Annotated in this window: 17 protein-coding genes; 8 read left to right on the top strand and 9 right to left on the bottom strand. The window is 70.7% G+C overall.

Translation table 11 applies throughout. The features are described 5' to 3' along the window. Positions 1–13 precede the first annotated feature (13 nt). The 3 genes from Amac_RS46835 to Amac_RS46825 all read right to left on the bottom strand — a co-directional run bounded on the left by Amac_RS46835 (position 14) and on the right by Amac_RS46825 (position 4,145). Positions 14–1,102, bottom strand: coding sequence for a glycosyltransferase (locus Amac_RS46835; protein ID WP_174900310.1), 1,089 nt, complete (start codon positions 1,100–1,102; stop codon positions 14–16). A 13-nt stretch (positions 1,103–1,115) separates the two neighbouring features. Then, a complete protein-coding gene (locus Amac_RS46830; RefSeq protein WP_155360916.1) occupies positions 1,116–2,378 on the bottom strand; it encodes a nucleotide sugar dehydrogenase in 1,263 nt (420 codons plus the stop codon). A gap of 102 nt (positions 2,379–2,480) precedes the next feature. After that, positions 2,481–4,145, bottom strand: a complete 1,665-nt coding sequence (locus Amac_RS46825) for a glycosyltransferase family 4 protein (RefSeq protein WP_246269145.1) — start codon at positions 4,143–4,145, stop codon at positions 2,481–2,483. Between the two features lie 56 nt (positions 4,146–4,201). On the opposite strand from Amac_RS46825, the gene wecB reads away from it, so the two are divergent. Further along, on the top strand, positions 4,202–5,341 hold the full coding sequence (wecB, locus tag Amac_RS46820) for a non-hydrolyzing UDP-N-acetylglucosamine 2-epimerase (protein ID WP_170323006.1): 1,140 nt from the start codon (positions 4,202–4,204) through the stop codon (positions 5,339–5,341). A 77-nt stretch (positions 5,342–5,418) separates the two neighbouring features. Continuing rightward, the gene (locus tag Amac_RS46815; RefSeq protein ID WP_155360914.1) at positions 5,419–7,485 is read left to right on the top strand and encodes a glycosyltransferase family protein; all 2,067 of its coding nucleotides are present in this window, start codon (positions 5,419–5,421) and stop codon (positions 7,483–7,485) included. Here Amac_RS46815 and Amac_RS46810 read toward each other — a convergent pair. From Amac_RS46810 to kdgD, 4 genes are read right to left on the bottom strand one after another with little or no spacing between them, the layout of a single operon-like run. Beyond that, positions 7,482–8,408 carry a 2-hydroxyacid dehydrogenase gene (locus tag Amac_RS46810; protein ID WP_155360913.1) on the bottom strand — a complete coding sequence of 309 codons (927 nt, stop codon included), beginning with the start codon at positions 8,406–8,408 and terminating at the stop codon, positions 7,482–7,484. The two genes, Amac_RS46815 and Amac_RS46810, sit on opposite strands and share 4 nt — an antisense overlap. Positions 8,409–8,421: 13 nt before the next feature. Beyond that, positions 8,422–9,747 (bottom strand): enolase C-terminal domain-like protein, encoded by a 1,326-nt coding sequence (locus Amac_RS46805; RefSeq protein WP_155360912.1) that lies wholly within the window; start codon positions 9,745–9,747, stop codon positions 8,422–8,424. Further along, entirely contained in the window at positions 9,740–11,326 is a 1,587-nt protein-coding gene (locus tag Amac_RS46800) for an aldehyde dehydrogenase (NADP(+)) (RefSeq protein ID WP_155360911.1), read from the bottom strand. Before Amac_RS46800 ends, Amac_RS46805 begins: the two co-directional genes overlap by 8 nt. A 2-nt stretch (positions 11,327–11,328) precedes the next feature. Continuing rightward, positions 11,329–12,261, bottom strand: coding sequence for a 5-dehydro-4-deoxyglucarate dehydratase (kdgD, locus tag Amac_RS46795; RefSeq protein WP_155360910.1), 933 nt, complete (start codon positions 12,259–12,261; stop codon positions 11,329–11,331). Positions 12,262–12,375: 114 nt separating this feature from the next. On the opposite strand from kdgD, the gene Amac_RS46790 reads away from it, so the two are divergent. The 6 genes from Amac_RS46790 to Amac_RS46765 all read left to right on the top strand — a co-directional run bounded on the left by Amac_RS46790 (position 12,376) and on the right by Amac_RS46765 (position 18,839). Then, entirely contained in the window at positions 12,376–13,293 is a 918-nt protein-coding gene (locus tag Amac_RS46790; protein WP_155360909.1) for a LysR family transcriptional regulator, read from the top strand. Between the two features lie 86 nt (positions 13,294–13,379). Then, entirely contained in the window at positions 13,380–14,954 is a 1,575-nt protein-coding gene (locus Amac_RS46785; RefSeq protein WP_155360908.1) for an ABC transporter substrate-binding protein, read from the top strand. Positions 14,955–14,975: 21 nt separating this feature from the next. Beyond that, complete coding sequence (locus Amac_RS46780) at positions 14,976–15,911, top strand: ABC transporter permease (RefSeq protein ID WP_155360907.1); 936 nt, start codon at positions 14,976–14,978, stop codon at positions 15,909–15,911. Continuing rightward, positions 15,908–16,864 carry an ABC transporter permease gene (locus Amac_RS46775; protein WP_155360906.1) on the top strand — a complete coding sequence of 319 codons (957 nt, stop codon included), beginning with the start codon at positions 15,908–15,910 and terminating at the stop codon, positions 16,862–16,864. Before Amac_RS46780 ends, Amac_RS46775 begins: the two co-directional genes overlap by 4 nt. After that, positions 16,861–17,835, top strand: a complete 975-nt coding sequence (locus Amac_RS46770; protein WP_155360905.1) for an ABC transporter ATP-binding protein — start codon at positions 16,861–16,863, stop codon at positions 17,833–17,835. Before Amac_RS46775 ends, Amac_RS46770 begins: the two co-directional genes overlap by 4 nt. Then, a complete protein-coding gene (locus tag Amac_RS46765) occupies positions 17,832–18,839 on the top strand; it encodes an ABC transporter ATP-binding protein (RefSeq protein WP_155360904.1) in 1,008 nt (335 codons plus the stop codon). The genes Amac_RS46770 and Amac_RS46765 overlap by 4 nt, the downstream gene beginning before the upstream one ends. Here Amac_RS46765 and Amac_RS46760 read toward each other — a convergent pair. Beyond that, positions 18,833–19,810 (bottom strand): 2-hydroxyacid dehydrogenase, encoded by a 978-nt coding sequence (locus Amac_RS46760; RefSeq protein ID WP_155360903.1) that lies wholly within the window; start codon positions 19,808–19,810, stop codon positions 18,833–18,835. The two genes, Amac_RS46765 and Amac_RS46760, sit on opposite strands and share 7 nt — an antisense overlap. Further along, entirely contained in the window at positions 19,804–21,075 is a 1,272-nt protein-coding gene (locus Amac_RS46755) for a glucarate dehydratase family protein (RefSeq protein ID WP_155360902.1), read from the bottom strand. The genes Amac_RS46760 and Amac_RS46755 overlap by 7 nt, the downstream gene beginning before the upstream one ends. Positions 21,076–21,170: the final 95 nt, after the last annotated feature.

Raw genomic sequence — 21,170 nt, 5'->3', positions numbered from 1 at the left:
GGCATTTGGGACACTAACGCCTGACGCCTGCCCATGTTTCGAGCTGGGCGACGAACCGGCGGGCCGAGTTCGGCCAGTGATGGTTGGCCCGGGCGGCGGCGTATCCGCGCGCGCCGGCTCCCCGTCGTTCCTCGGTGTTGTCCCGCAGGGACAGCACCGCCTTGGCGACCGCCTGCGGATCCTGCCAGGGCACGACCATGCCGCTCTGGTAACGCTCCACGAGCTCGACGGCCCGGGGCGAGGGTGTCGTTATCACGGGTATGCCGTGTGCCATGTACTCCACGATCTTCGTGGGCATGGAGTGCCGGTAGTTCGGCTCGTCATGCAGCAGCGAAAGCCCGGCCAGCGCCCCGTCCAGCCGCTTTAACGCCTCGTCGTTCGGCATGAAGTCCCGCCATTCCAGCAGGCCCTCCTCGACGGCGCCGGCCAGCACCGGACGGGTCTGCGGATCGGCGTATCCGATCAGCTCGACCGCCACCCGATGCGGCCGCAGCAGCCGCGCGACCTCGACCGCCTCCCGGACGCCGCGCGCCTCCGACAGCCAGCCCAGGTAGACCACCCGGTCGTCGCCGGGCGCGCTGACGTTGTCCGGCACCCAGGTCTCGTTCGGCACCACCAGGTGCGCCTCCCGGAACCGGCCCGCGTAGGCGGTCTCGGCCAGCAGCAGGTGCAGGTGGCGCTCGGCCGTACCTTCGAGCAGGCGGGCCAGGAAGCGGGTCGGGGGGCGCAGGAACGCGGGCAGCCACGGTTTCAGCGACAGGGTCGCCGGGGTGTCCTCGTGCACGTCCCAGACGACCGGCGGCCGGTTGCGCACGCCGGCCACCGCGAACAGCAGCTCCGGGTCGTGCACCAGGGCCAGGTCGACCTTGCCGCGCATGCTCTTGAACAGCCGCCTGGCCGCCCGCACCGCGGTCACCCGCCGCCGCTCCGCGGCTCGCGGCAGGTCCACGCCGGTCACCCAGGACCGGGGAACGACTCCGCGCGCCGTGTACGGCGCCGCGTACGTGACCTCATGACCGGCGTCGACGAGGGCCCGGATCTGCCGGTGCAGGATCCGGGCGTCCTCGGGGTGATGCACCACCGTCATGACGAGCACGTGCACGCGCCAGGCCTCCCTACAGCCGCTCGACGCGTTCGCTCGTGGCGAGCACGCCACGAGTGTCGAGCACCAGGACACCCTGCCGCTCGATCAGTTCCAGGTCGAACGCGGAGTGCTGCTGCAGCAGCACGGTCACGTCCGCCTCCGCGATAGCGGTGGCGAGATCGTCCTTCCGCGCCACCGGGGTGCCCTCCACCGACCATTCGCGCACATGCGGGTCGCAGAACGAGAGATCCGCGCCGAGTTCGAGCAGCGCCTCCGCGACCGGGATCGCGGGCGTCTCCCGCTCATCGGCGATATCCGGCTTGTACGTCACGCCGAGCAGCAGCACCTTCGACCCGTTAACCGGCTTACGATGCCGGTTCAGCAGCCGCTGCACCCGCGCCACCACATACGACGGCATGCGCTCGTTGATCTCCTGCGCCAGCTCCACGAACCGGAACGGGTACCCGAGCTTGCGCACCGTGTAGGACAGATACGACGGATCCACCGGAATGCAGTGCCCGCCGACGCCCGGCCCCGGCAGGAACTTCTGGAACCCGAACGGCTTGGTAGCCGCCGCCTCGATGGACTCCCAGAGGTCCACCCCGAGCTCGTCGCAGAAGATCGCCATCTCGTTCACGAGCGCGATGTTGACGTGCCGGTAGGTGTTCTCCAGCAGCTTGGCCATCTCGGCCTCGCGGGTGCCGCTGACCGGCACGACCCGCTCGATGAACTGCGAGTAGAAGGCCTCGGCCCGCTCCCGGCAGGCGGGCGTGAACCCGCCGACCACCTTGGGGGTGTTCCGCAGCCCGTATTTGGTGTTGCCCGGGTCGATCCGCTCCGGCGAGAACGCCAGGTGGAAGTCGGTCCCGGCGACCAGACCCGACTTCTCGAGGATCGGCCGCGCCACCTCGTCGGTCGTGCCCGGCCAGGTGGTCGATTCGAGCACCACCAGCGTGCCGGCCCGCAGGTGGGCGGCGACGGCGGCGGTGGCTCCTTCGACGGCGGAGAGGTCCGGACGGTGGTCCTCATCCAGCGGCGTCGGCACGCAGATCACGATCGTGGACGACTCGGACAGCACCGAAGGATCCAGCGTCGGCGTGAAGCCGTTGCCGATCATGCCGTCGAGGTCGGCGTCCGTCAGGTCGTCGATATACGACCTGCCCGCGTTGAGCGCGTCCACCTTGCGGGGGTCCACGTCGAGCCCGGCCACGGTCAAGCCTGCCGCGGTGGCCTCCTTGGCCAGCGGCATGCCTACGTAGCCCAATCCGATGATCGTGAGATCGAAGCGGGTCACGATGAGACCTGGGAACGGGAACAACACTTCATGGTCGCAAAGGCTATCTCAACTCGGCACCAAGGATGCCTGATGCACCAGATCCGGCTTCTTCGGTGGAACTCACGTGCTGACGATCGATTCGTAAATGTCACGATAGGTCTTTGCGAGGCTGCTCCATGTCCGTTTTGCGGCAACTTCTGCGCGACCGGCTTCGCCCATTGCGCGCCGCCGCTCCGGGTCGTCCCGCAGCTCGGCGAGGGCCTTGGCCAGCTCTTCCGGGCTCTCCGGCTTCACCAGCAGGCCGGCGCCGTCGGAGCCCACCAATTCGGACAGCGCGGGAAGGTCGCTGAGCACGACCGGTTTGCCCAGTGCCATCGCTTCGACCGGCTTGAGCGGGGTGACCAGCCGGGTGACGCGGAGATCGTCGCGCGGGCAGACGAAGATGTCGATGGCCGCCTGAGCCTGTAGTGCCTCCTCCGGCCCGACTCGCCCGGGCAGCAGGGAAATGTCGCCGATACCGAGCTTGTCGACCTGCTGGAGCAGCGCGGGCCGTTCCGCGCCGTCGCCGACGATCAGCACGCGGACCGGCGTGCCTTGGGCCTTCAGCAGCGCGGCAGCGCTCAGCAGGGTGGCGAATCCCTCGTACCCGACGATGCTGGACACCGAGCCGACCACGATCTCGTCGTCGCGAATGCCGTACTCGTGGCGCAGGGCGTGGCCGTCGTAGGAGGCGGTGAGCAGGCTGTCGTCTACCGCGTTCGGGGCCAGGTAGATCCGCTCGCGGGGCACGCCGCGTTCGAGGATCTCGGTGACCATGGTCTCGGCCAGCGTGACCACGGCGTCGGCGGAGCGCATGATGTGCGCCTCGCGCTCCTTCTGGAGCAGGTGCCGCTCGCTGCCGATGCGCCTGGGGTCCCTGGAGGTCCAGGTCTCTTCGAGGAAGCCGCGCACTTCGTAGACGAACGGGGTGTTCGTGCGCTCGCGCACGGCGAGCGCGACCGAACCGTTGCGGTGGTCGGTGGCCGCGTGCAGCACCTGCGGGCGCAACTGCCGGACCAGCTCGGTCACGTCCGCCGCGCCGCGGATCATGCGGCCCCGGCTCTCGTTCGGCACCTCGCCGCTGGGCAGCAGCCGCCGGTAGGGGATCCCGTCGATCTCGTCGTACGGCGTCGCGTCGGTGTGGCCTTGCAACATCGGCCAGCCCCAGCTGGTCACCACATGCGGATCGAGCCCCGCCGCCTGCTGCGCGGTGACGATCCGGTGGGTTCGCACCGTGTACCCCGCCTGCGTGTACGGCAAGGCGTTGGTCACGATATGCAGCACCCGCCCCGGCACCCGATCGCCCATGATCACCTTGGCCTTGGGCGGAATGGGATCGCTGCCGATCGCGGCCAGCTCGCCCTCGTAGTAGGCGATCCTGCGGCGGATGAACGGCCACCGGGTGTGCGGTTGCAGCACCTCGATGGCCTTGGTGATCCGCCCGCCCTCCCAGTGGACCTTGGCCGCTTCGAGCGGTCCGTCGGCCATCCGGCGAACGATCTTCCGGATCGTGACCCGGGCATACCGGGCGACCGGCCAGGCGATCCGGCCCACCAGGGGCCGCATCCGGGCCGGCATGGCGTCCGCGGCGGCCTGGGCGACCCGCATGGGATCCGACTTGACCTTGCCCACCACGATTCGCGACACGATCACGGGATTCTTCACGAATCCCCGCAGAAGTCCACCGACACCGGCCTTCGCCTTCTTGGCGGACACCTTCGTTGGCTTGTTGGCCTCGCTTACCACGGCGTGACCGTACCATAGGCAACGTTTGCCCCAGTCCCAGAAGAAAGGCAAGGTCATTGAGGGATTCACGGCTGAATGACACCCTCGTCCTGCATGTTCTGGGCGCTCGGCCCAACTTCGTCAAGGCGGCACCGGTCATATCCGGTCTGGCCGAGCTGGGGGTACGGCAGGGCCTCATCCACACCGGCCAGCACTACGACGCGCTGATGTCGGATGTGTTCTTCGTCGACCTGAACCTGCCCGAGCCGCTCGCCAACCTGGCCGTCGGCTCCGGGACGCACGCCCAGCAGACCGCGACCCTGCTGACCGGTCTCGAAGAGGTCATGCTCCGCGAGCAGCCCGGCCTGGTGGTCGTCTACGGCGACGTGAACTCCACGCTGGCCGCGATCCTGGTCTGCGCCAAGCTCGGCATCCCGACCGCGCACGTGGAGGCCGGGCTGCGCTCCTTCGACCGGAGCATGCCAGAGGAGGTCAACCGGATCGTCACCGACGCGCTGGCCGACATCCTGTTCTGCACCTCGCCGGACGCTCTGTCGCATCTAGCGCATGAGGGCATTTCCCCGTCGAAGGTGCATCTCGTCGGCAATCCGATGATCGACAGCCTCTTCTCGGCGCTGCCGAAGCTGGACCCCGCGCCCGTGCAGGAACGGCTCGGGCTGTCCGGCCGCTATGCGGTGGGAACGTTGCACCGGCCCGCGAACGTGGACGATCCCGCCTCCGCCAAGGAGCTCGTGGACGCGGTGCTCGGGGTGGCCGAGCAGGTGCCGGTGGTCGTGCCGCTGCACCCGCGCGGACGGCAGCGGCTGGCGGAGGCCGGCCTGGTGGACGGGCCCGCCTTGAAGATCGTCGAACCGCTCGGGTATGTGGACTTCCTCTCGCTGGTCCGCGGCGCGGCGCTGGTGCTGACCGACTCCGGCGGGGTTCAGGAGGAGACGACCATGCTGGGCGTGCCCTGCCTGACCATCCGGCCCAACACCGAGCGGCCGATCACGGTGACGCACGGCACGAACCGCCTGGTGACTCCGGCGCAGCTGCCGGCCGCCGCCGCTCAGGCCCTGGTCGACGGGGCTTCGACGCCGAGCGAGGAGTTGCCGGTGTTGTGGGATGGGAAGTCGGGACTGCGGATCGCGCGGGTGATCGCGGCCTGGTTGCGGGGAGAGAACCTCTCGCCTGCGGCGCGGGGAACAGTCGGCTAAGCCGTACAAAACTCACAAATGCCCACGGCTTCCGCCGTACCATGGCTGATCACGACGAACCTAGCAAGGGCTGAAGCATGGCTGAGAGCGACGAGACCTTCGACGAGCCGCGGTTCCAGCGGCTCGGGCCGGTGAACTGGCTGCCCGAGGAACGTAAGGTCGTCGAGCGCTACGAGCAGCGGATCCGGGAGCTGGAGAAGAAGCTCGCCACCCAGGAGGCGCGGGCGGAATATGCGATCTGGAAGCTCAAGGCCACCCAGACGCAGCGGCCGTTCCGGGTCGCTCAGGCGCTGACGGGCGCGGCGAAGCCGGCCAAGTTCGTACGGCTGCCGCGGGATCTGTCGAAGGCGATGAAGGGGCGGAAGAGCCCGAAGGCGCCCATTTCCGTGGTCGAGGCGGCGGCGCAGGCGGAGCTGAAGGGGCCCGAGGTCAAGATCCCGACATTGCAGTGGCCGCAAGGGGTGATGACACGTCCGGATCTCAAGGTGGCGGTCATCCTGGACGACTTCTCGCGAATGGCCTTCCAGTACGAGTGGGATCAGATCGAGTTCGGGCTGGCGGACTGGCCGGAGATCTTCGCCGAGAAGCGTCCTGATCTGTTGTTCTGCGAGTCGGCGTGGCATGGGAACCAGGGGCGCTGGCGCTACCAGATGACGGGGACGAACGCCCCGAAGCAGGAACTCCGCGACCTGCTGGCGTGGTGTCGTTCGGAAGGGATTCCGTCGGTCTTCTGGAACAAGGAGGACCCGCCGAACTTCGACTTCTTCATCGATACGGCGAAGTTGTTCGACCACGTGTACACGTGCGACGGCGACATGATCCCGAAATATCGGGAAATATTGGGACATGATCGGGTGGATGTGTTGCAGTTCGCAGCGCAGCCGCGGATTCACAATCCGATCCAGACCAAGCAGGGCCGGATGTACGACATCGTGTTCGGCGGGATGTATTTCCGGGACAAGCACCCGGAACGTCGCGAGCAGATGGAGACCATTCTGGCCCCGGCACGGGAGCTCGGGCTGCACATCTTCGCTCGTAACGGGACGGTCGCCGACAAGTACGCCTGGCCGGAGGAGTATCGGCCGCACATCGTGGGCGAGCTTCCTTACGAGCAGATGCTCGCCGCGTACAAGATGTACAAGGTCTTCCTGAACGTGAACTCGGTGATCGACTCACCGACCATGTGCGCGCGCCGCGTCTTCGAACTGTCCGCTTCGGGGACGACCGTGCTCTCCGGCTGGTCCCGGGCGATCGAGGAGACTTTCGGGGATCTCATCCCGGTCGCGCACTCGCAGGAGGAGGCGTACAACCGGGCCCTCTACCTGATCAACAGCCCTGAGCTGCGCGCCCGCCAGGGCCACCTCGCCATGCGCGAAGTCTTCGACAAGCACCTCTTCTCCCACCGCGTCGACCAGATCCTGGGCGCCGTCGGCCGCCCGGTGGTCGCCCGCTCGCACTCGATCTCCGTCGTGCTGCCCACCAACCGGGCCGGCCAGCTCGAACACGCGATCAGCCAGGTCGCCCGCCAGCGCCACCGCGACCTGGAGCTCGTCCTGGTCCTGCACGGCCTCTCCGAAGACCCCAGCGTCATCCGCGACAAGGCCCTCGCCGCCGGAGTCCCCGCGGTGAAGGTCCTGACCGCGCCCCCCAGCTTCACCCTCGGCGAGGTCCTCAACCACGGCATCGCCCACGCCGACGGCGAGCTCATCGCCAAAATGGACGACGACAACCTCTACGGCGAGCACTACCTCTCCGACCTGGTCCGCTCCTTCGACTACTCCGAAGCCGAAATGGTGGGCAAGGGCGCGCACTACACCTACTTCCCCGACCGCAACGAGACGGTCTACCGCCTCCCCGGCCTGGAACACCGCTACGCCCACCTGGTCCAGGGCGCCACCATCCTCGCCAAGGCCGACCTGCTCCGCTCGATCCCCTTCGAACCGGTCAACGCGGGCGAGGACACCCGCCTGGTCCGCCGCCTCAAAGAGGACGGCATCCGCATCTACTCCGCGGACCGCTTCAACTTCGTCTACATGCGCGGCTCAGACGCCTCCGCCCACACCTGGCAGGCCGCCGACTACAAACTCACCCGCAACGCCCAGTTCAGCTTCGTCGGCCACCCCGAACAGCACGTCATGATCTAAACGATCGGCGTCACCAGCGTGCCGTTCTTGCGGAACTGCGCCACGTTCGCCAGCACCAGGTCGGCCATCGCGCGCCGGGTCTCGGTGGTGCCGCTGGCCAGGTGCGGGGTCAGCACCACCCGGTCCAGCGCGAGCAGGTCGGCCGGGACATGCGGCTCGTCCGCGAACGCGTCCAGACCGGCGCCGCCGAGCCGGCCCGCCACCAGCGCGGCGACCAGCGCCGGCTCGTCCACCACCGAGCCGCGGGCAATGTTCACCAGAAAGCCGTCCGCGCCCAGTGCGGCGATCACCTCGGCGGACACCAGGTGCCGCGTCTGCGGGCCGCCGGACACCGCCACCACCAGCACGTCCGCTTCGGCGGCCAGCTCGACCGGCGTGCTCACGTAGCGGTAGGGCACGTCCCGGCGCCGCCGGTTGTGGTAGGAGATCACGCAGTCGAAGCCCTCCAGCCGCCGGGCGATCGCCAGCCCGATCCGGCCCAGGCCGAGGATCCCCACCCGGGCCCCGCTCACCTTCCGCGCCAGCGGGTAGTTGCCACCCGCCGCCCAGTCACCCCGGCGCACGTACCGGTCGGAGGCGCTCAGCCCGCGCATCACGTCGATGATCAGCCCGAGCGCGGTGTCCGCCACGCAGTCGTCCAGCACGTCCGGGGTGTTCGACACCGCGATGCCGCGGCGGGCGGCCTCGGCCACGTCGGTGGTGTCGTATCCGGCGCCGAAGTTGACGATCGCGCGCAGCGCGGGCAGCCGCCGCATCAGGCCGGCGTCCACGCCGGTCCGGCCGGAGGTGACCACGACCTCGACCTGAGCGCCGGGGCCGTCGAGAAAGGAGTCCGGCGGGTCCGGCAGCCGCCGCGCGGCGTAGAGCTCGCGCAGGTCGGCCTCCAGGAACGGCATCAGCGGGCCGACCTGCAGCACAGTCATGCGTACCTCCGGATCATCGGACCAGGGCGGGTTGTTTGGGGTGGAAGGACCAGCCGGGCACAAGGTATTGCATCGCCACCGCATCATCACGACCGCCCAGCCCCTGGGCGCGGTACAGCTCGTGCGCCTCAGCCAGCCGGTCCTCGTCGAGGTCGACGCCGAGACCGGGGACGGTGGGCACGTCCAGGTAGCCGCCCCTGATCTCCAGCGGCGCGCGGGTGAGGCGCTGGCCGTCCTGCCAGATCCAGTGCGTGTCGATCGCGGTGATCTCGCCGGGCGCGGCCGCCGCCACGTGGGTGAACATCGCCAGCGAGATGTCGAAGTGGTTGTTCGAGTGCGAGCCCCAGGTCAGCCCCCAGGCAGCGCACAGCTGGGCGACCCGGACCGAGGCCTGCATGCCCCAGAAGTGCGGGTCGGCCAGCGGGATGTCGACCGCGCCGGCGCGGATCGCGTGGCCCAGCTCGCGCCAGTCCGTGGCAATCATGTTGGTCGCCGTCGGCAAGCCGGTGGCGCGGCGGAACTCGGCCATCACCTCCCGGCCGGAGAAGCCCCGCTCGGCGCCGCACGGGTCCTCGGCGTAGGCCACCACGCCGCGCATCGCCAGCCCGTACCCGATCGCGTCGGCCAGCGGCCAGCCACCGTTCGGATCAAGCGTGATCCGGGCGTCCGGGAACCGCGCCTTCAGCGCCGTGACCGCGGCGACCTCGTCCTCGCCCGGCAGCACCCCGCCCTTGAGCTTGAAGTCCGCGAAGCCGTACCGCTGCCGCGCGGCCTCGGCCAGCGCGACCACGGCCTCCGGGGTGAGCGCCGGCTCGTCGCGCAGCCGGGTCCACGCGTCCGGTCCGCCCTCGGCGCGATAGGGCAGGTCGGTGGCCGTGCGGTCGCCGACGAAGAACAGATAGCCGAGAGTGCGCACGCGGTCCCGCTGCCGCCCGTCGCCGAGCAGGTCGCAGACGGGCACCCCGAGGTGCTTGCCGAGCAGGTCGAGCAGCGCGGCCTCCAGGGCGGTCGCCACGTGCACCGCGGTGCGCAGGTCGAACGTCTGCGGCCCGCGGCCGCTCGCGTCCCGGCCCGCGAACCGGGTACGCACCGCGCCGAGCACGCTTAGGTACGCTCCGATCGGCTGGCCCACCACCAGGTCCCGCGACTCCTCGAGGGTGCGCGCGATCTCCTCGCCGCCGGGCACCTCGCCGACGCCGGTGCTGCCGTCGGAGGCGGAGAGCACCACGACCGTCCGGGTGAAGAACGGCCCGTGCGCGCCGCTCAGGTTCAGCAGCATGCTGTCGTGCCCGGCGACCGGCACCACCCGCATCCCGGTGACCCGTGGCGTCTCAGCCATCGACCCGCCTCGGCAGGCCGAGCGTGTTCGCGTCGTCGAGCCCGGCCGGTAGCAGTCCAGCGGGCAGGTTCTGGTACGCCACCGGCCGCAGGAACCGCTCGATCGCGGCGGTGCCGACCGAGGTGGAACGCGGGTCCGAGGTCGCCGGGAACGGCCCGCCGTGCACCATCGCGGGCCCGACCTCGACGCCGGTCGGCCAGCCGTTCACGATGATCCGCCCGGCCTTGCGCTCCAGCAGCGGCAGCAGCGCGCGAGCCGTGTCCAGATCCGCGTCGTCCGCGTGCAGCGTCAGGGTGAGCTGGCCCTCCAGGCCCGCCACGGTGTCCCGCAACTCGGCCGCCGAGTTCACCGTGACGATCAGCGAGCTGGCCCCGAACACCTCCTCCCGCAGGGCCGGGTTGTCGCGGAGTTCGGCGTTCGCGGTCCGGAAGAGGTGGGCCTGCCCTGGCGCGGCGATCCCGTCGCCTGCCTCCCCGGCGGCGGCGATCTCCACGCCGGCCGCGGTCCGCAGCCGCTCCACCCCCTCGGCGAACGCCTGCTGGATGCCGGCCGAGAGCATGGGCGCGGCCGGGACCGCGCGCAGCGCCTCGGCGGCCGCGGCCACGAACTCCGCCACACCAGGCCCGTCGACCGCGAAGACCAGGCCCGGGCTGGTGCACAGCTGTCCCTGGCCGACGGTCATCGAGGCGACCAGCGCCCGGCCGATCTCGGCGCCCCGGCTGCGCAGCGCGGCGGGCAGCACTATCACCGGGTTGACGCTGGACATTTCCGCATACACCGGGATCGGCTCGGGCCGGGCCTGGGCGGCGGCGACCAGGGCGAGTCCGCCGCTGCGCGAGCCGGTGAAGCCGACCGCCTTGATCCGCGGGTCGGTGACCAGCGCGATGCCCACCTCGCGGCCGGTGCCGAAGAGAAGGGAGAAGACCCCCTCGGGCAGGCCGTGGTCGGCGACCGCGCGCTGGATCACCCGGCCGACCAGCTCGGAGGTGCCCGGGTGCGAGCTGTGCGCCTTCACAATCACTGGGGTGCCGGCCGCCAGCGCCGACGCGGTGTCGCCACCGGCCACCGAGAACGCGAGCGGGAAGTTACTGGCCGCGAAGACCGCGACCGGGCCGAGGGGAACCAGCCTGCGGCGGATGTCGGGGCGAGGCAGCGGCGTACGCTCCGGCAGCGCCGGGTCGATCCGCGCACCCAGCCAATCGCCGTCGCGCACCACGTCCGCGAACAGCCGCAGCTGATTGGTGGTGCGGGCCAGCTCGCCGGTGACCCGGGCGGCCGGGATGCCGGTCTCGGCGGTGACCCGGGCGATCAGCTCGTCGCCGAGCGCGTCGAGGCCGGCCGCGATGGCGGTGAGGAAACCGGCGCGGACCGCGGGCGTGGTCTCCCGGTAGGTGTCGAAGGCGGCCTCGGCCAGCTCGGCGGCCCGCCGCACGTCCGCGGGGCCGCCCAGGCCGTACGACGGCTGGAGTTCCTGCCCGGTGCGCGGGTCGACCGCGGCGATCTCGCCGTGCGTGCCGCGGTAGGCGCCGCCGCCGACGAGCAGGTCGCCGGTGAGGCCGATGGTGGCGGTCGGGGACATGCTCAGCCCGCCCGTTCGATCGAGTCCGTGGCCGCGATCAGATCGGTCAGCTCGGCCAGTTCCGCCGGCGTCAGGTCGGACAGCGGCGGGCGGACCGGACCGGCGCTGCGCCCGACCGCGGTCATGCCGGCCTTGACGATCGACACCGCGTATCCGCTGCGCCGGTTGCGGATGTCCAGGTACGGCAGGACGAAGTCGCGGATCCGGGCGTACACGTCGTCACGGTCACGCTTGACCACCGAGGTGTAGAAGTCGCTGGCCCACTGCGGCGCGAAGTTGAAGATCGCCGAGGAGTAGGTGGTGGCGCCGAGCTCGAGATAGGGCAGCGCGTAGGTCTCCGCGGTGGGCAGGCCGCCGACGTAGACCAGCCGGGGGCCGAGCACCGCGTAGAGGTGGGCGATCACGTCGACGTCGCCGATGCCGTCCTTGAAGCCGATCAGGTTCGGCAGTTCCTCGGTCAGCTCGATGAAGGTCCGCGGGGTGAACCGGGCGTTCGCCCGGTGGTAGACGACCACGCCCAGCGAGGTGGCGCGGCAGACCGCGCGCACGTGCTCCTTGAGGCCTTCCTGGTCCAGCTCGGTGAGGTACGGCGGCAGCAGGAAGATGCCGTCCGCGCCCGCCCGCTCGCCGTCGCGGGCCATCTCCACCGCGAGCGAGGTGCCGTACCCGGCCGGGGCGACCACCGGCACGCCCGGCTTGGCCTCGGCCACCGCCGCGCGCACGACCTGCCCGACCTCGGTCGGGGTGTGACAGAAGAACTCGCCGGTGCCGCCGGCCGGGAACACCCCGCGGGCGTCGTAGGCCGCCAGCCACCGCAGGTGCGAACGGAACGCGGGCTCGTCGAAAGTGAGCTCCGCGGTCATGTGCGTGACCGGGAAGCAGAGCAGCCCGGAACCCAGCGTGTCGCGCAGCTGAGTGGGCGAGAACGTCGTCATGAAGGCTCCAGATCCGAGGCAATTGGTACGACGAAGGTAGGCGGATGCCGCGATACCTGTCCAAGACGCTTAGAGCATGGTTTGATACCCAGACTGCATAGCGCGGGAGGAACGATGTTCAGTCTGGATCAGCTCCGGGGGTTCGTCGCGGTTGCCGAGGAGCGCAACTTCGGCCGGGCCGCCGAGCGGCTGCGGATGACCCAGCCGCCGTTAAGCCGCCAGATGCAGAAGCTGGAGCGGGCGGTCGGGGTCGATCTGCTCATCCGCACCTCGCGCTCGGTCGAACTGACCCCGGCCGGCCGGGTCTTCCTGGACGAGGCCCGGCGCCTGCTCAGACTGGCCGCGGCGGCGCCGCTGCTGGCCCAGCGCGCGGCGCACGGCTCGCGCGGCACGCTGCGCGTCGGCTTCACCGCGACCGCCGCGCTCAGCGTGCTCGGCGCGTGGGTGACGTTCCTGGACGACCAGCTGCCCGAGGTGCACCGGGTGCTCCGCGAGATGGTCACCGGCAGGCAGATCGAGGCGCTGCTGGCCGAGGAGATCGACATCGGCCTGACCCGCGGCGTGCCGCCCGGGGCGGCGCTGGAGCAGATGCTCGTGCACACCGAGTCGCTGCTGCTCGCGGTGCCCCGCGGGCACCCGCTGACCCGGCTGGGCCGGGCCCCTGAGCTGGCCGACATCGGCGGGTCGAGCGTGGTGACCTACTCGCCGGTGGAGGCCCGCTACTTCCACGACCTGGTCGTCTCCACCTTCAGGTCGGCCGGCGTGCAGCCCACGTACGCCCAGCACGTGACCCAGGTGAACAGCGTGCTCGCCCTGGTGGACGCGGGTCTCGGGGTCGCTCTCGTGCCCGCCTGCGCGTCCGTGATCACCCTTCGCAACCTGCGGTTCCTGCCGGTGGCGGAGATCCCGGACGACTGCGTCGAGGTGTACGCGGCCTGGCGCCCCGACGACGACAGCCCGGCTCTCGCGGTGCTGCTCGAGCATGTCCGGTCCACCGCCCGGATGTTTCACCAGAGTTTCCTGGGACCTTGACGGCGGCTTGTGCCGAAATTACGGTGTCGTTCACGAACGCAGATTCCGTCTACATATACAGACAACGTCTGAGAGGTCAGCGGAACATGACCCATACCCCCCACGGACTACGGGCCCGGAATTCCCGTGCCGCCGCGCTGCTCGCCGCGGCCACGGTGTCGCTGGCCGCCACCGGCTGCTCGGTCGCCAACACCACCTCCGGCGACTCCGCCGGTGCCGGCAACACGCTGCGCGTCGTCCTGCCGCAGGAACCGCCCACCCTGGAGCCCTGCGAGGCGTCGCTGACGGCTACCGGCGTCGTGGTCCGGTCCAACATCACCGAGCCGCTGCTGGAGCGGAACCCGACGAGCGGCGCGCTGGAGCCCAAGCTCGCCACCGAGTGGACCCAGACCCAGCCGACCCTCTGGACCTTCAAGCTGCGCCCGGGGGTGAAGTTCTCCGACGGCAGCGACTTCACCAGCGAGGACGCGGTCGCCGCGATCGAGCGGAGCGCGAACAACACGGCCCTGGCCTGCAACGTTCAGGGCTACGTGTTCGGCGACAGCGGCAAGCTCACGCTCGCCGCGCCGGACGCGGCCACGGTCACCGTCCAGACCGAGCAGCCCGACCCGTTGCTGCCGCTGCGCGTCTCGTTCGTGGAGATGACCAAGTCCGACATCAGCACCACCGAGAAGGTGCGCGAGCCGGTCGGCACCGGCCCGTACAAGATCGAGAGCTGGGCCGCCGGGCAGAAGCTGACCCTCACCAGCTGGGACGGGTATTGGGGCAGCAAGCCGAGGTACGCCAAGGCCGAGTATCAGTGGCGTGAGGAGGGCACCGTCCGGGCCGCCATGGTGGTCAACGGCGAAGCCGACCTGGCCACCAACCTGGGCGCGGACGACGGCGCCGGCGACACCGGGGTGCAGTACCCGAACAACGAGACCACCGCGCTGCGCTTCAGCACCGACCAGGCGCCGCTCGACGACATCCGGGTGCGCCAGGCCATCGACATGTCGGTCGACCGCCAGGGCATCATCACCTCGCTGTTCGGCGGTATCGGGCAACCGGCCAGCCAGCTGATCGGCCCCGGCGTGGTCGGCTACAACGAGTCGCTCACCCCGACCCCGTACGACCTGACCGCCGCCAAGGCGCTGGTCGACCAGGCCCGCGCGGACGGCGTCAAGGTGGACACCCCGTTCCGGATCATCGGGCGGACCGCACAGTTCCCGAAGATCGCCGAGAGCATCGAGCTGATCCAGAGCGCCCTGACCCAGATCGGCCTGACCGCCAAGATCGAGATGCTGGACACCTCCGCCCAGATCAAGTACCAGCTGCGGCCGTTCCCCGAGGGCGCCGGGCCGGTGGCACTGATGATCATGCACGGCAACCAGGCCGGCGACGCCGCGTTCACCGTGGGGCAGTACTTCGCCACCGACGGCGCGCAGAGCAGCAGCGGCAGTCCGCAACTGGACCAGCAGATCAAGGCGGCCGGCGCGCTGACCGGCGACGCCCGGCAGCAGGCGTTCGCCGACGTCTTCGCCAGTGAGAACCAGGACATCCGCGGCTTCACCTTCCTCGCCAACATGGGGGCGGTGCTCGGCCTGGCCAAGAACGTCTCCTACACGCCCGACGCGGCCACCGGCGACGAGCTGCGGCTGGCCGACGTGAAGCCGAAGAGCTGACCCGCAGATCGGACCCCCGGAATGCTGACCTTCCTGCGACGACGAACACTGACCAGCCTGCCGCCCCTGCTGGCCGTCGTGCTGGGCGTGTTCGTGCTCGCCCGGCTCACCGGCGACCCGGCCGCGCTGTACCTGCCGGAGAACGCGACAGCCCAGGCGCGGGAGCAGTTCAGCGCGGCCCACGGGTTCGACCAGCCGATCTGGTCACAGCTGATCGACTACCTCGCCCAGGTGACGCGGCTGGACTTCGGGACGTCACTGCGCACCGGCGAGCCCGCCGCGGTGATGGCGTTAAGGGCCTTCCCGGCCACGCTCCAGCTGGCCGTCGTCACCATGCTCCTGGCCTGCGCGGTGGCGACGGCGGTGGGGTGCTGGGCGGCGCTGCGGCCGAACGGCCTGGGCGACCGGATCTCCAGCCTGATGTCCATGACCGCGGCCAGCGTGCCGGACTTCTGGCTGGCCATCCTCGGCATCTGGGTGTTCAGCATCATGCTCGGCGTGCTGCCCACCTCCGGCGTGGACGCCGGCGGGCTGAGCTGGGTGCTGCCGATCGCGGTGCTCATGCTCCGGCCGGCCGGCGTGCTCACCCAGGTGGTCCGCGGCGCGATGATCGCGGCGCTCGGGTCCCCGTACGTGAAGGTGGCCCGCAGCAAGGGCGCCGGCGAGCGCCGCGTGGTCGTCCGGCACGCGCTGAAGAACGCCGCCCCGCCGGCCCTGACCGTCGCGGGTGACCTCGCGGTCGGGCTGATCAACGGCGCGGTCGTGGTGGAGAGCATCTTCGGCTGGCCGGGCATCGGGAAGCTGATGATCGACTCCATCCTGCAGCGCGACTTCGCGGTGCTCCAGGCGGCCGTGGCGATCACCGCGATCAGCATCTTCGTGCTCAACATCGGAATCGACCTCGGGTACGCGCTGCTGGACTCCCGCGTTCGACAGAAGGTAGGTGCGGCGGCATGACCCTGTTGGAGAACCCACCGGAGGCGTCCGCCCCGGACAGGCCGGTCAAGGCGAACTGGTTCCGGCTGCTCTTGGCCGACCCGGCCGCCTTCGTCTCCGCGCTGATCCTGCTGCTGGTCGCGTTCGTCGCGGTGTTCGGCAAGCGGCTGGCCGGCGACAGCGCCGTCACGGGCGACCTGTCGCTGTCCCGGCTGGCGCCGTTCAGCCTGGACCACGGCTGGCAGTACGTGCTCGGCGGCGACCTGCTCGGCCGCAGCCTGCTCGGCCGGCTCATGGTGGCCACCCAGACCACGATGAGCGTGGTCGTGCCGGTGGTGCTGATCTCGCTGGTGATCGGCGCCTCGGTCGGGATGTGGGCGGGCTATCACCGCGGGTGGCGGGAGACCGTGGCGATGCGGATCGCCGACGTCGTGTACAGCTTCCCGTCGCTGCTGATGGCGGTCGTGGTGCTCTACATCTTCTCGCCCAGCATCGCCAGCATCATCGCGATCCTCGCGATCACCCGCATCCCCGTCTACCTGCGCACCGCCCGCGCCGAGTCGGCCGAACTGCAGACCCGGCTCTTCGTGGACGCGGCCCGCACGTTCGGCACCCCGAGCGGCGCGATCATCCGCCGCCATATCTTCCCGATCGTGCTGCCCACCCTGCTCACCGTGGCCACGGTGGACTTCTGCTACGTGATGCTGGCCGAGTCCTCGCTCAGCTTCCTCGGCATCGGCGTGCAGCCGCCGGACGTGAGCTGGGGCCTGATGGTCGCCCAGGGCCGCGACCAGCTGCGCACCCAGTGGTGGCTCTCGGTGCTGCCCGGCCTGGCCATCGTGATCACCACCGTGTCGGCGAACCTGCTCGCGTCCTGGGTCAGGATCGCCACCGACCCGGGACAGCGATGGCGCCTGACCACACCCCGCCGGCGGCGCCGCGCCGCCCGGCCGACCGTGCTGGAGACGACATGACCGCGATCGGCATGGAGGTCAGCGGGCTGACCGTGGAGCTCGCCACCCCGCGTGGCACGGTCCGCGCGGTGGACGGCGTGAGCTTCACCGCGTACCGCGGCCGCACGCTGGCGCTGCTCGGCGAGTCCGGCTGCGGCAAGAGCATGACCGCGCAGGCGGTCGCCGGGCTGCTCGAGCCGATCGCCTCGGTGACGGCCGGCTCGGTCCAGGTGGACGGCGAGGACCTGCTCAAGGTGAGCCGCAAACGGCGCCGGCAGCTCGCCGGGCCGGCGCTGTCGATCGTCTTCCAGGACGCGCTCACCGCCCTGAACCCGGTGCTCAAGGTCGGCACCCAGCTGGCCGAGCCGTACCGGATCCACCAGCGGATGCCGGCCAGGCAGGCCCGGGCGAAGGCGATCGAGCTGATGCGGCACGTCGGCATCCCCGAGCCGGAGTCGCGGGTGGACGCCTACCCGCACCAGTTCTCCGGCGGCATGCGGCAGCGGCTGCTGATCGCGATGGCGGTGGCGCTCTCCCCCAAGGTGCTCATCGCCGACGAGCCGACCACCGCCCTGGACGTCACCGTGCAGGCGCAGATCCTGGCGCTCCTCGCCCGGCTGCGCGCGGAGCACGACATGGCGGTCGTGCTGATCACCCATGACCTGGCCGTGGTCGCCGAGGAGGCGGACACGGTCGCCGTCATGTACTCCGGCCGGATCGTCGAGACCGGGCCGGTGGACGAGGTGTTCGAGGATCCACGGCACCCGTACACCCGAGGGCTGCTCGACTCGGTACCGGTGGACGCCGAGCGCGGCAGCGACCTGAGCTCGATCCCGGGCGCCCCGCCTGACCTGTTCTCCATCCCGCCGGGCTGCCCGTACCAGGCGCGCTGCCCGCTGGTGCGGGACGTCTGCCAGACCGAGCGCCCGCCGCTCGAGACCCGGGCCGGCCGCACGGTCGCCTGCCACGTCGCCGAGGGGACCGCCCGATGACCGACTCGCCGCTGCTCGACGTCCAGGGACTCAGCAAGTCCTTCCACGTGCCCAAAGGGCCGAACGGCAACGACCGGCTGCGCGCCCTCGACGGCGTCGACCTGACCCTCCGCAAGGGCGAGACGCTCGGCCTGGTCGGCGAGTCCGGCTGCGGGAAGTCCACCCTGGCCCGCACGCTGATGCTGCTGGAACGGCCCGACCAGGGCACGGTCCGGTTCAGCGGGGTGGACCCGTTCGCCCTGCGCAAGAGCGAGCTGCTGCGCTGGCGGCGCCGGGTGCAGATGGTCTTCCAGGACCCGTACGCGTCGCTGAACCCGCGGCTGACCGCCGCCCAGATCATCGCCGAGCCGTGGCACACCCACCGCGATCTGTTCCGCACCTCGCGTGAGCGCGCCGCCCGGGTCCGCGAGCTGCTGGACCTGGTCGGGCTGCGGCCCGGCGACGCCGACCGCTACCCCCAGGAGTTCTCCGGCGGGCAGCGGCAGCGCATCGGCATCGCCCGCGCCCTGGCGCTCGGCGCGGAGGTGGTGATCTGCGACGAGCCGGTGTCCGCCCTGGACCTGTCCGTGCAGGCCCAGGTGCTCAACCTGTTGAACGAGCTGCAACGGGCGCTGTCGGTGTCGTACCTGTTCATCTCGCACGACCTCTCGGTGGTACGGCACGTCGCGGACCGGGTCGCGGTGATGTACCTCGGCCGGATCGTGGAGACCGGCACCACTGAGGAGATCTTCGAGAACCCGCGGCATCCGTACACGAAGGCCTTGCTGTCGGCCGCGCCCTCGCTGCGCCGAGCGGACCGGGAGAAGAAGCAGAAGATCCTGCTCAAGGGCGAGCTGCCGTCCCCGCTTGACCCGCCCAGCGGCTGTCGCTTCCGGACCCGCTGCTGGCAGGCCACCGACCTGTGCGCGACCACCCCGCCGACGACCGCCGATCGGGTGTCGCCCGGGCACACCGCTGAGTGCCACTACCCGCTCGACGCGCGGGTCTCCGCCGCTCGTCAGTGAACCACGTTGCGTAGCGGACGGCCGGCGGCGAGTGCGTCGATCGCCGCGGCGATGTCCTGGGCCCGGCCGCGGAACGTGTCATCGGTGTGGCCCGCCTGGTGGGGGGTCAGCAGCACGTTGGGCAGCGCGGCGAAGTCGTGGCTCGCCGGGGGCTTGCCCTCGCGCGGGTGGCCCCACCACACGTCCAGCGCCGCCCCCGCGATAGTGCGGTCGGCCAGCGCGGCGTAGGTCGCGGCCTCGTCCAGGACCGGCCCGCGGGCGACATTGATCAGCAGGGCGTCCGGGCGCATCAACCGGTACTGCTTCTCGCCGAGCAGGCCGCGCGTCGCGTCGGTCAGCGGCACGGTCACCACCACGACGTCTGACGTGGCCAGGAGACGGTCCAGCTCGTCGATGCCGCCCACCCAGGCCAGCTCCACCCCGGCAGGTCCCGTCGCCGACGGACGCGCCCGCACCGCCTGCACGCGGGCGCCGAACGCCCCGGCCAGCCGGGCCACCTCCGTCCCGATCTCGCCGAGCCCGATGAGCCCGACCATCCGGCCGTGCAGTGTCGGCCCGAGCGGGACCGCCGGGTCGGTGAGCACCGACCGCCACACACCGCGGCGGAACTCGGCGTCCGACCGCGGCACTCGCCGGGCGAGCAGGACGGCGCTCGCCAGCACGTACTCGGCGATGGACCGGCCATGGTGGAAGGTGTTCACCACCCGGACGCCGGCCGGCAGGTCGGCGAGCGGGATCTTGTCGTAGCCGGCGCCGGTGACGTGCACCAGGCGCAGCCGCCCGGCGGCGCGGGCCATCTCGGTGGTCATGCTCGCGGCGACCAGCACGTCGGCCGTGCGCAGGGCCTCGATCTGCCGCTCCTGGTCCCAGCCCGACGCGAAGGTCCAGTGGTGGGCGCCGCCGGCGGTCAGCACGTCGGCGTAACGGTCCATGATCCGGTCGGTCTGGAGCACCCGCAGCGGCGTCACCATCGCGGCGACACCGCCCGGTACGACGGATCGATTGTCCGCATGTAGCCGGTGTCGTCGCGGTTACGCAGCCCGCAGGACAGGTACTGCTCGTGCAGCCGGCCCAGGGCTTCGCGATCCAGCTCGACGCCGAGCCCGGGACCGTCCGGCACCGCGACCGCGCCGTCCGCGAAGCCGATGGCGCCGGGCTTGATCACGTCCTCGTCCGCGCGCTTCCACGGCCAGTGCGTGTCGCAGGCGTAGTCCAGGTTCGGCGTGGCCGCGGCCAGGTGGGTCATCGCGGCCAGGCTGATCCCCAGGTGCGAGTTGGAATGCATGGACAGCCCGAGACCGAAGGTCCGGCACAGCCCGCCGAGCAGTTGCGAGCGGCGCAGCCCGCCCCAGAAGTGGTGGTCGGAGAGCACCACGCCGACCGCGTCCGCGCGGACGGCCGGCGGCACGTCGTCGAAGGCGACCACGCACATGTTCGTGGCCAGCGGCATCGGCACCTGCCGGGCCACCTCGGCCATCCCCTCGATGCCGGGGGTCGGGTCCTCCAGGTACTCGAGTACGCCCGCGAGCGCCTTGCCCACCATCACCGAGGTCTCCACCGTCCAGGCGGCGTTCGGGTCCAGCCGCAGCGGCAGGTCCGGGAACTCCGCACGCAACGCGAGGATCGCGGCGATCTCCTCCTCGGGCGGGAGCACGCCGCCCTTGAGCTTCAGCGCGCCGAAGCCGTACCTGTCGATCATGGTACGGGCCTGCGCCACGATGCCCTCCGGATCGAGCGCGGCGCCCCACTCGTCCGCCGGAGCGCCGGGATGGCCCGCCCACTTGTAGAAGAGATAGCCGCTGTACGCCACCCGGTCGCGGAGTCGTCCGCCGAGCAGATCGGACACCGGCCGGCCGACGGCCTTGCCCTGGATGTCGAGCAGCGCGACCTCGAACGGCGACAGCACCCGGTCGGCGGTGCTGGAGCCGGTCACCATGCCGCTCATGCCGTGCCCCCCGGTGGTGGTGTCCGCGGCCAGCACCTGGGTCACCCGGGCCGCGGCGTCGTTGAGATCGAAGATCTCGGTGCCGATCAGGGCGTCGGCGGCGGCGCGCAGCCGGGCCAGGTGAGCCTCGTCGCCGTACGTCTCGCCGAGCCCGGTCAGCCCGTCCGCGGTCTCCACCTCGACGATCGCGCGCAGGGCGTACGGTTCGTGCACGCCTACGGTGTTCAGCAGCGGCAGGTCATGGAAGGCCACCGGGGTGGTTGTGATACGTGTGACACGGTCCTGAACCATGTTCGATATTCTGGCATATGTCTACATGCTCGAACAATGCTGGAAAGTGTCCGCATATGTGGACAGTACTTGCCGCTCCGGCTACGCTGAGCAGC

This window comes from Acrocarpospora macrocephala (genome assembly GCF_009687865.1).
GTDB classification, from domain to species: domain Bacteria; phylum Actinomycetota; class Actinomycetes; order Streptosporangiales; family Streptosporangiaceae; genus Acrocarpospora; species Acrocarpospora macrocephala.
Note: the sequence above shows the minus strand (reverse complement) of the source record. Positions and strands in the feature narration are given on the sequence as shown.

Coding starts and splice junctions, on each gene's coding strand:
- Amac_RS46815 (WP_155360914.1), top strand. CDS start 5,419: ATGGCTGAGAGCGACGAGACCTTCGACGAGCCGCGGTTCCAGCGGCTC.
- Amac_RS46810 (WP_155360913.1), bottom strand. CDS start 8,408: ATGACTGTGCTGCAGGTCGGCCCGCTGATGCCGTTCCTGGAGGCCGAC.
- Amac_RS46805 (WP_155360912.1), bottom strand. CDS start 9,747: ATGGCTGAGACGCCACGGGTCACCGGGATGCGGGTGGTGCCGGTCGCC.
- Amac_RS46800 (WP_155360911.1), bottom strand. CDS start 11,326: ATGTCCCCGACCGCCACCATCGGCCTCACCGGCGACCTGCTCGTCGGC.
- kdgD (WP_155360910.1), bottom strand. CDS start 12,261: ATGACGACGTTCTCGCCCACTCAGCTGCGCGACACGCTGGGTTCCGGG.
- Amac_RS46790 (WP_155360909.1), top strand. CDS start 12,376: ATGTTCAGTCTGGATCAGCTCCGGGGGTTCGTCGCGGTTGCCGAGGAG.
- Amac_RS46785 (WP_155360908.1), top strand. CDS start 13,380: ATGACCCATACCCCCCACGGACTACGGGCCCGGAATTCCCGTGCCGCC.
- Amac_RS46780 (WP_155360907.1), top strand. CDS start 14,976: ATGCTGACCTTCCTGCGACGACGAACACTGACCAGCCTGCCGCCCCTG.
- Amac_RS46775 (WP_155360906.1), top strand. CDS start 15,908: ATGACCCTGTTGGAGAACCCACCGGAGGCGTCCGCCCCGGACAGGCCG.
- Amac_RS46770 (WP_155360905.1), top strand. CDS start 16,861: ATGACCGCGATCGGCATGGAGGTCAGCGGGCTGACCGTGGAGCTCGCC.
- Amac_RS46765 (WP_155360904.1), top strand. CDS start 17,832: ATGACCGACTCGCCGCTGCTCGACGTCCAGGGACTCAGCAAGTCCTTC.
- Amac_RS46760 (WP_155360903.1), bottom strand. CDS start 19,810: ATGGTGACGCCGCTGCGGGTGCTCCAGACCGACCGGATCATGGACCGT.
- Amac_RS46755 (WP_155360902.1), bottom strand. CDS start 21,075: ATGGTTCAGGACCGTGTCACACGTATCACAACCACCCCGGTGGCCTTC.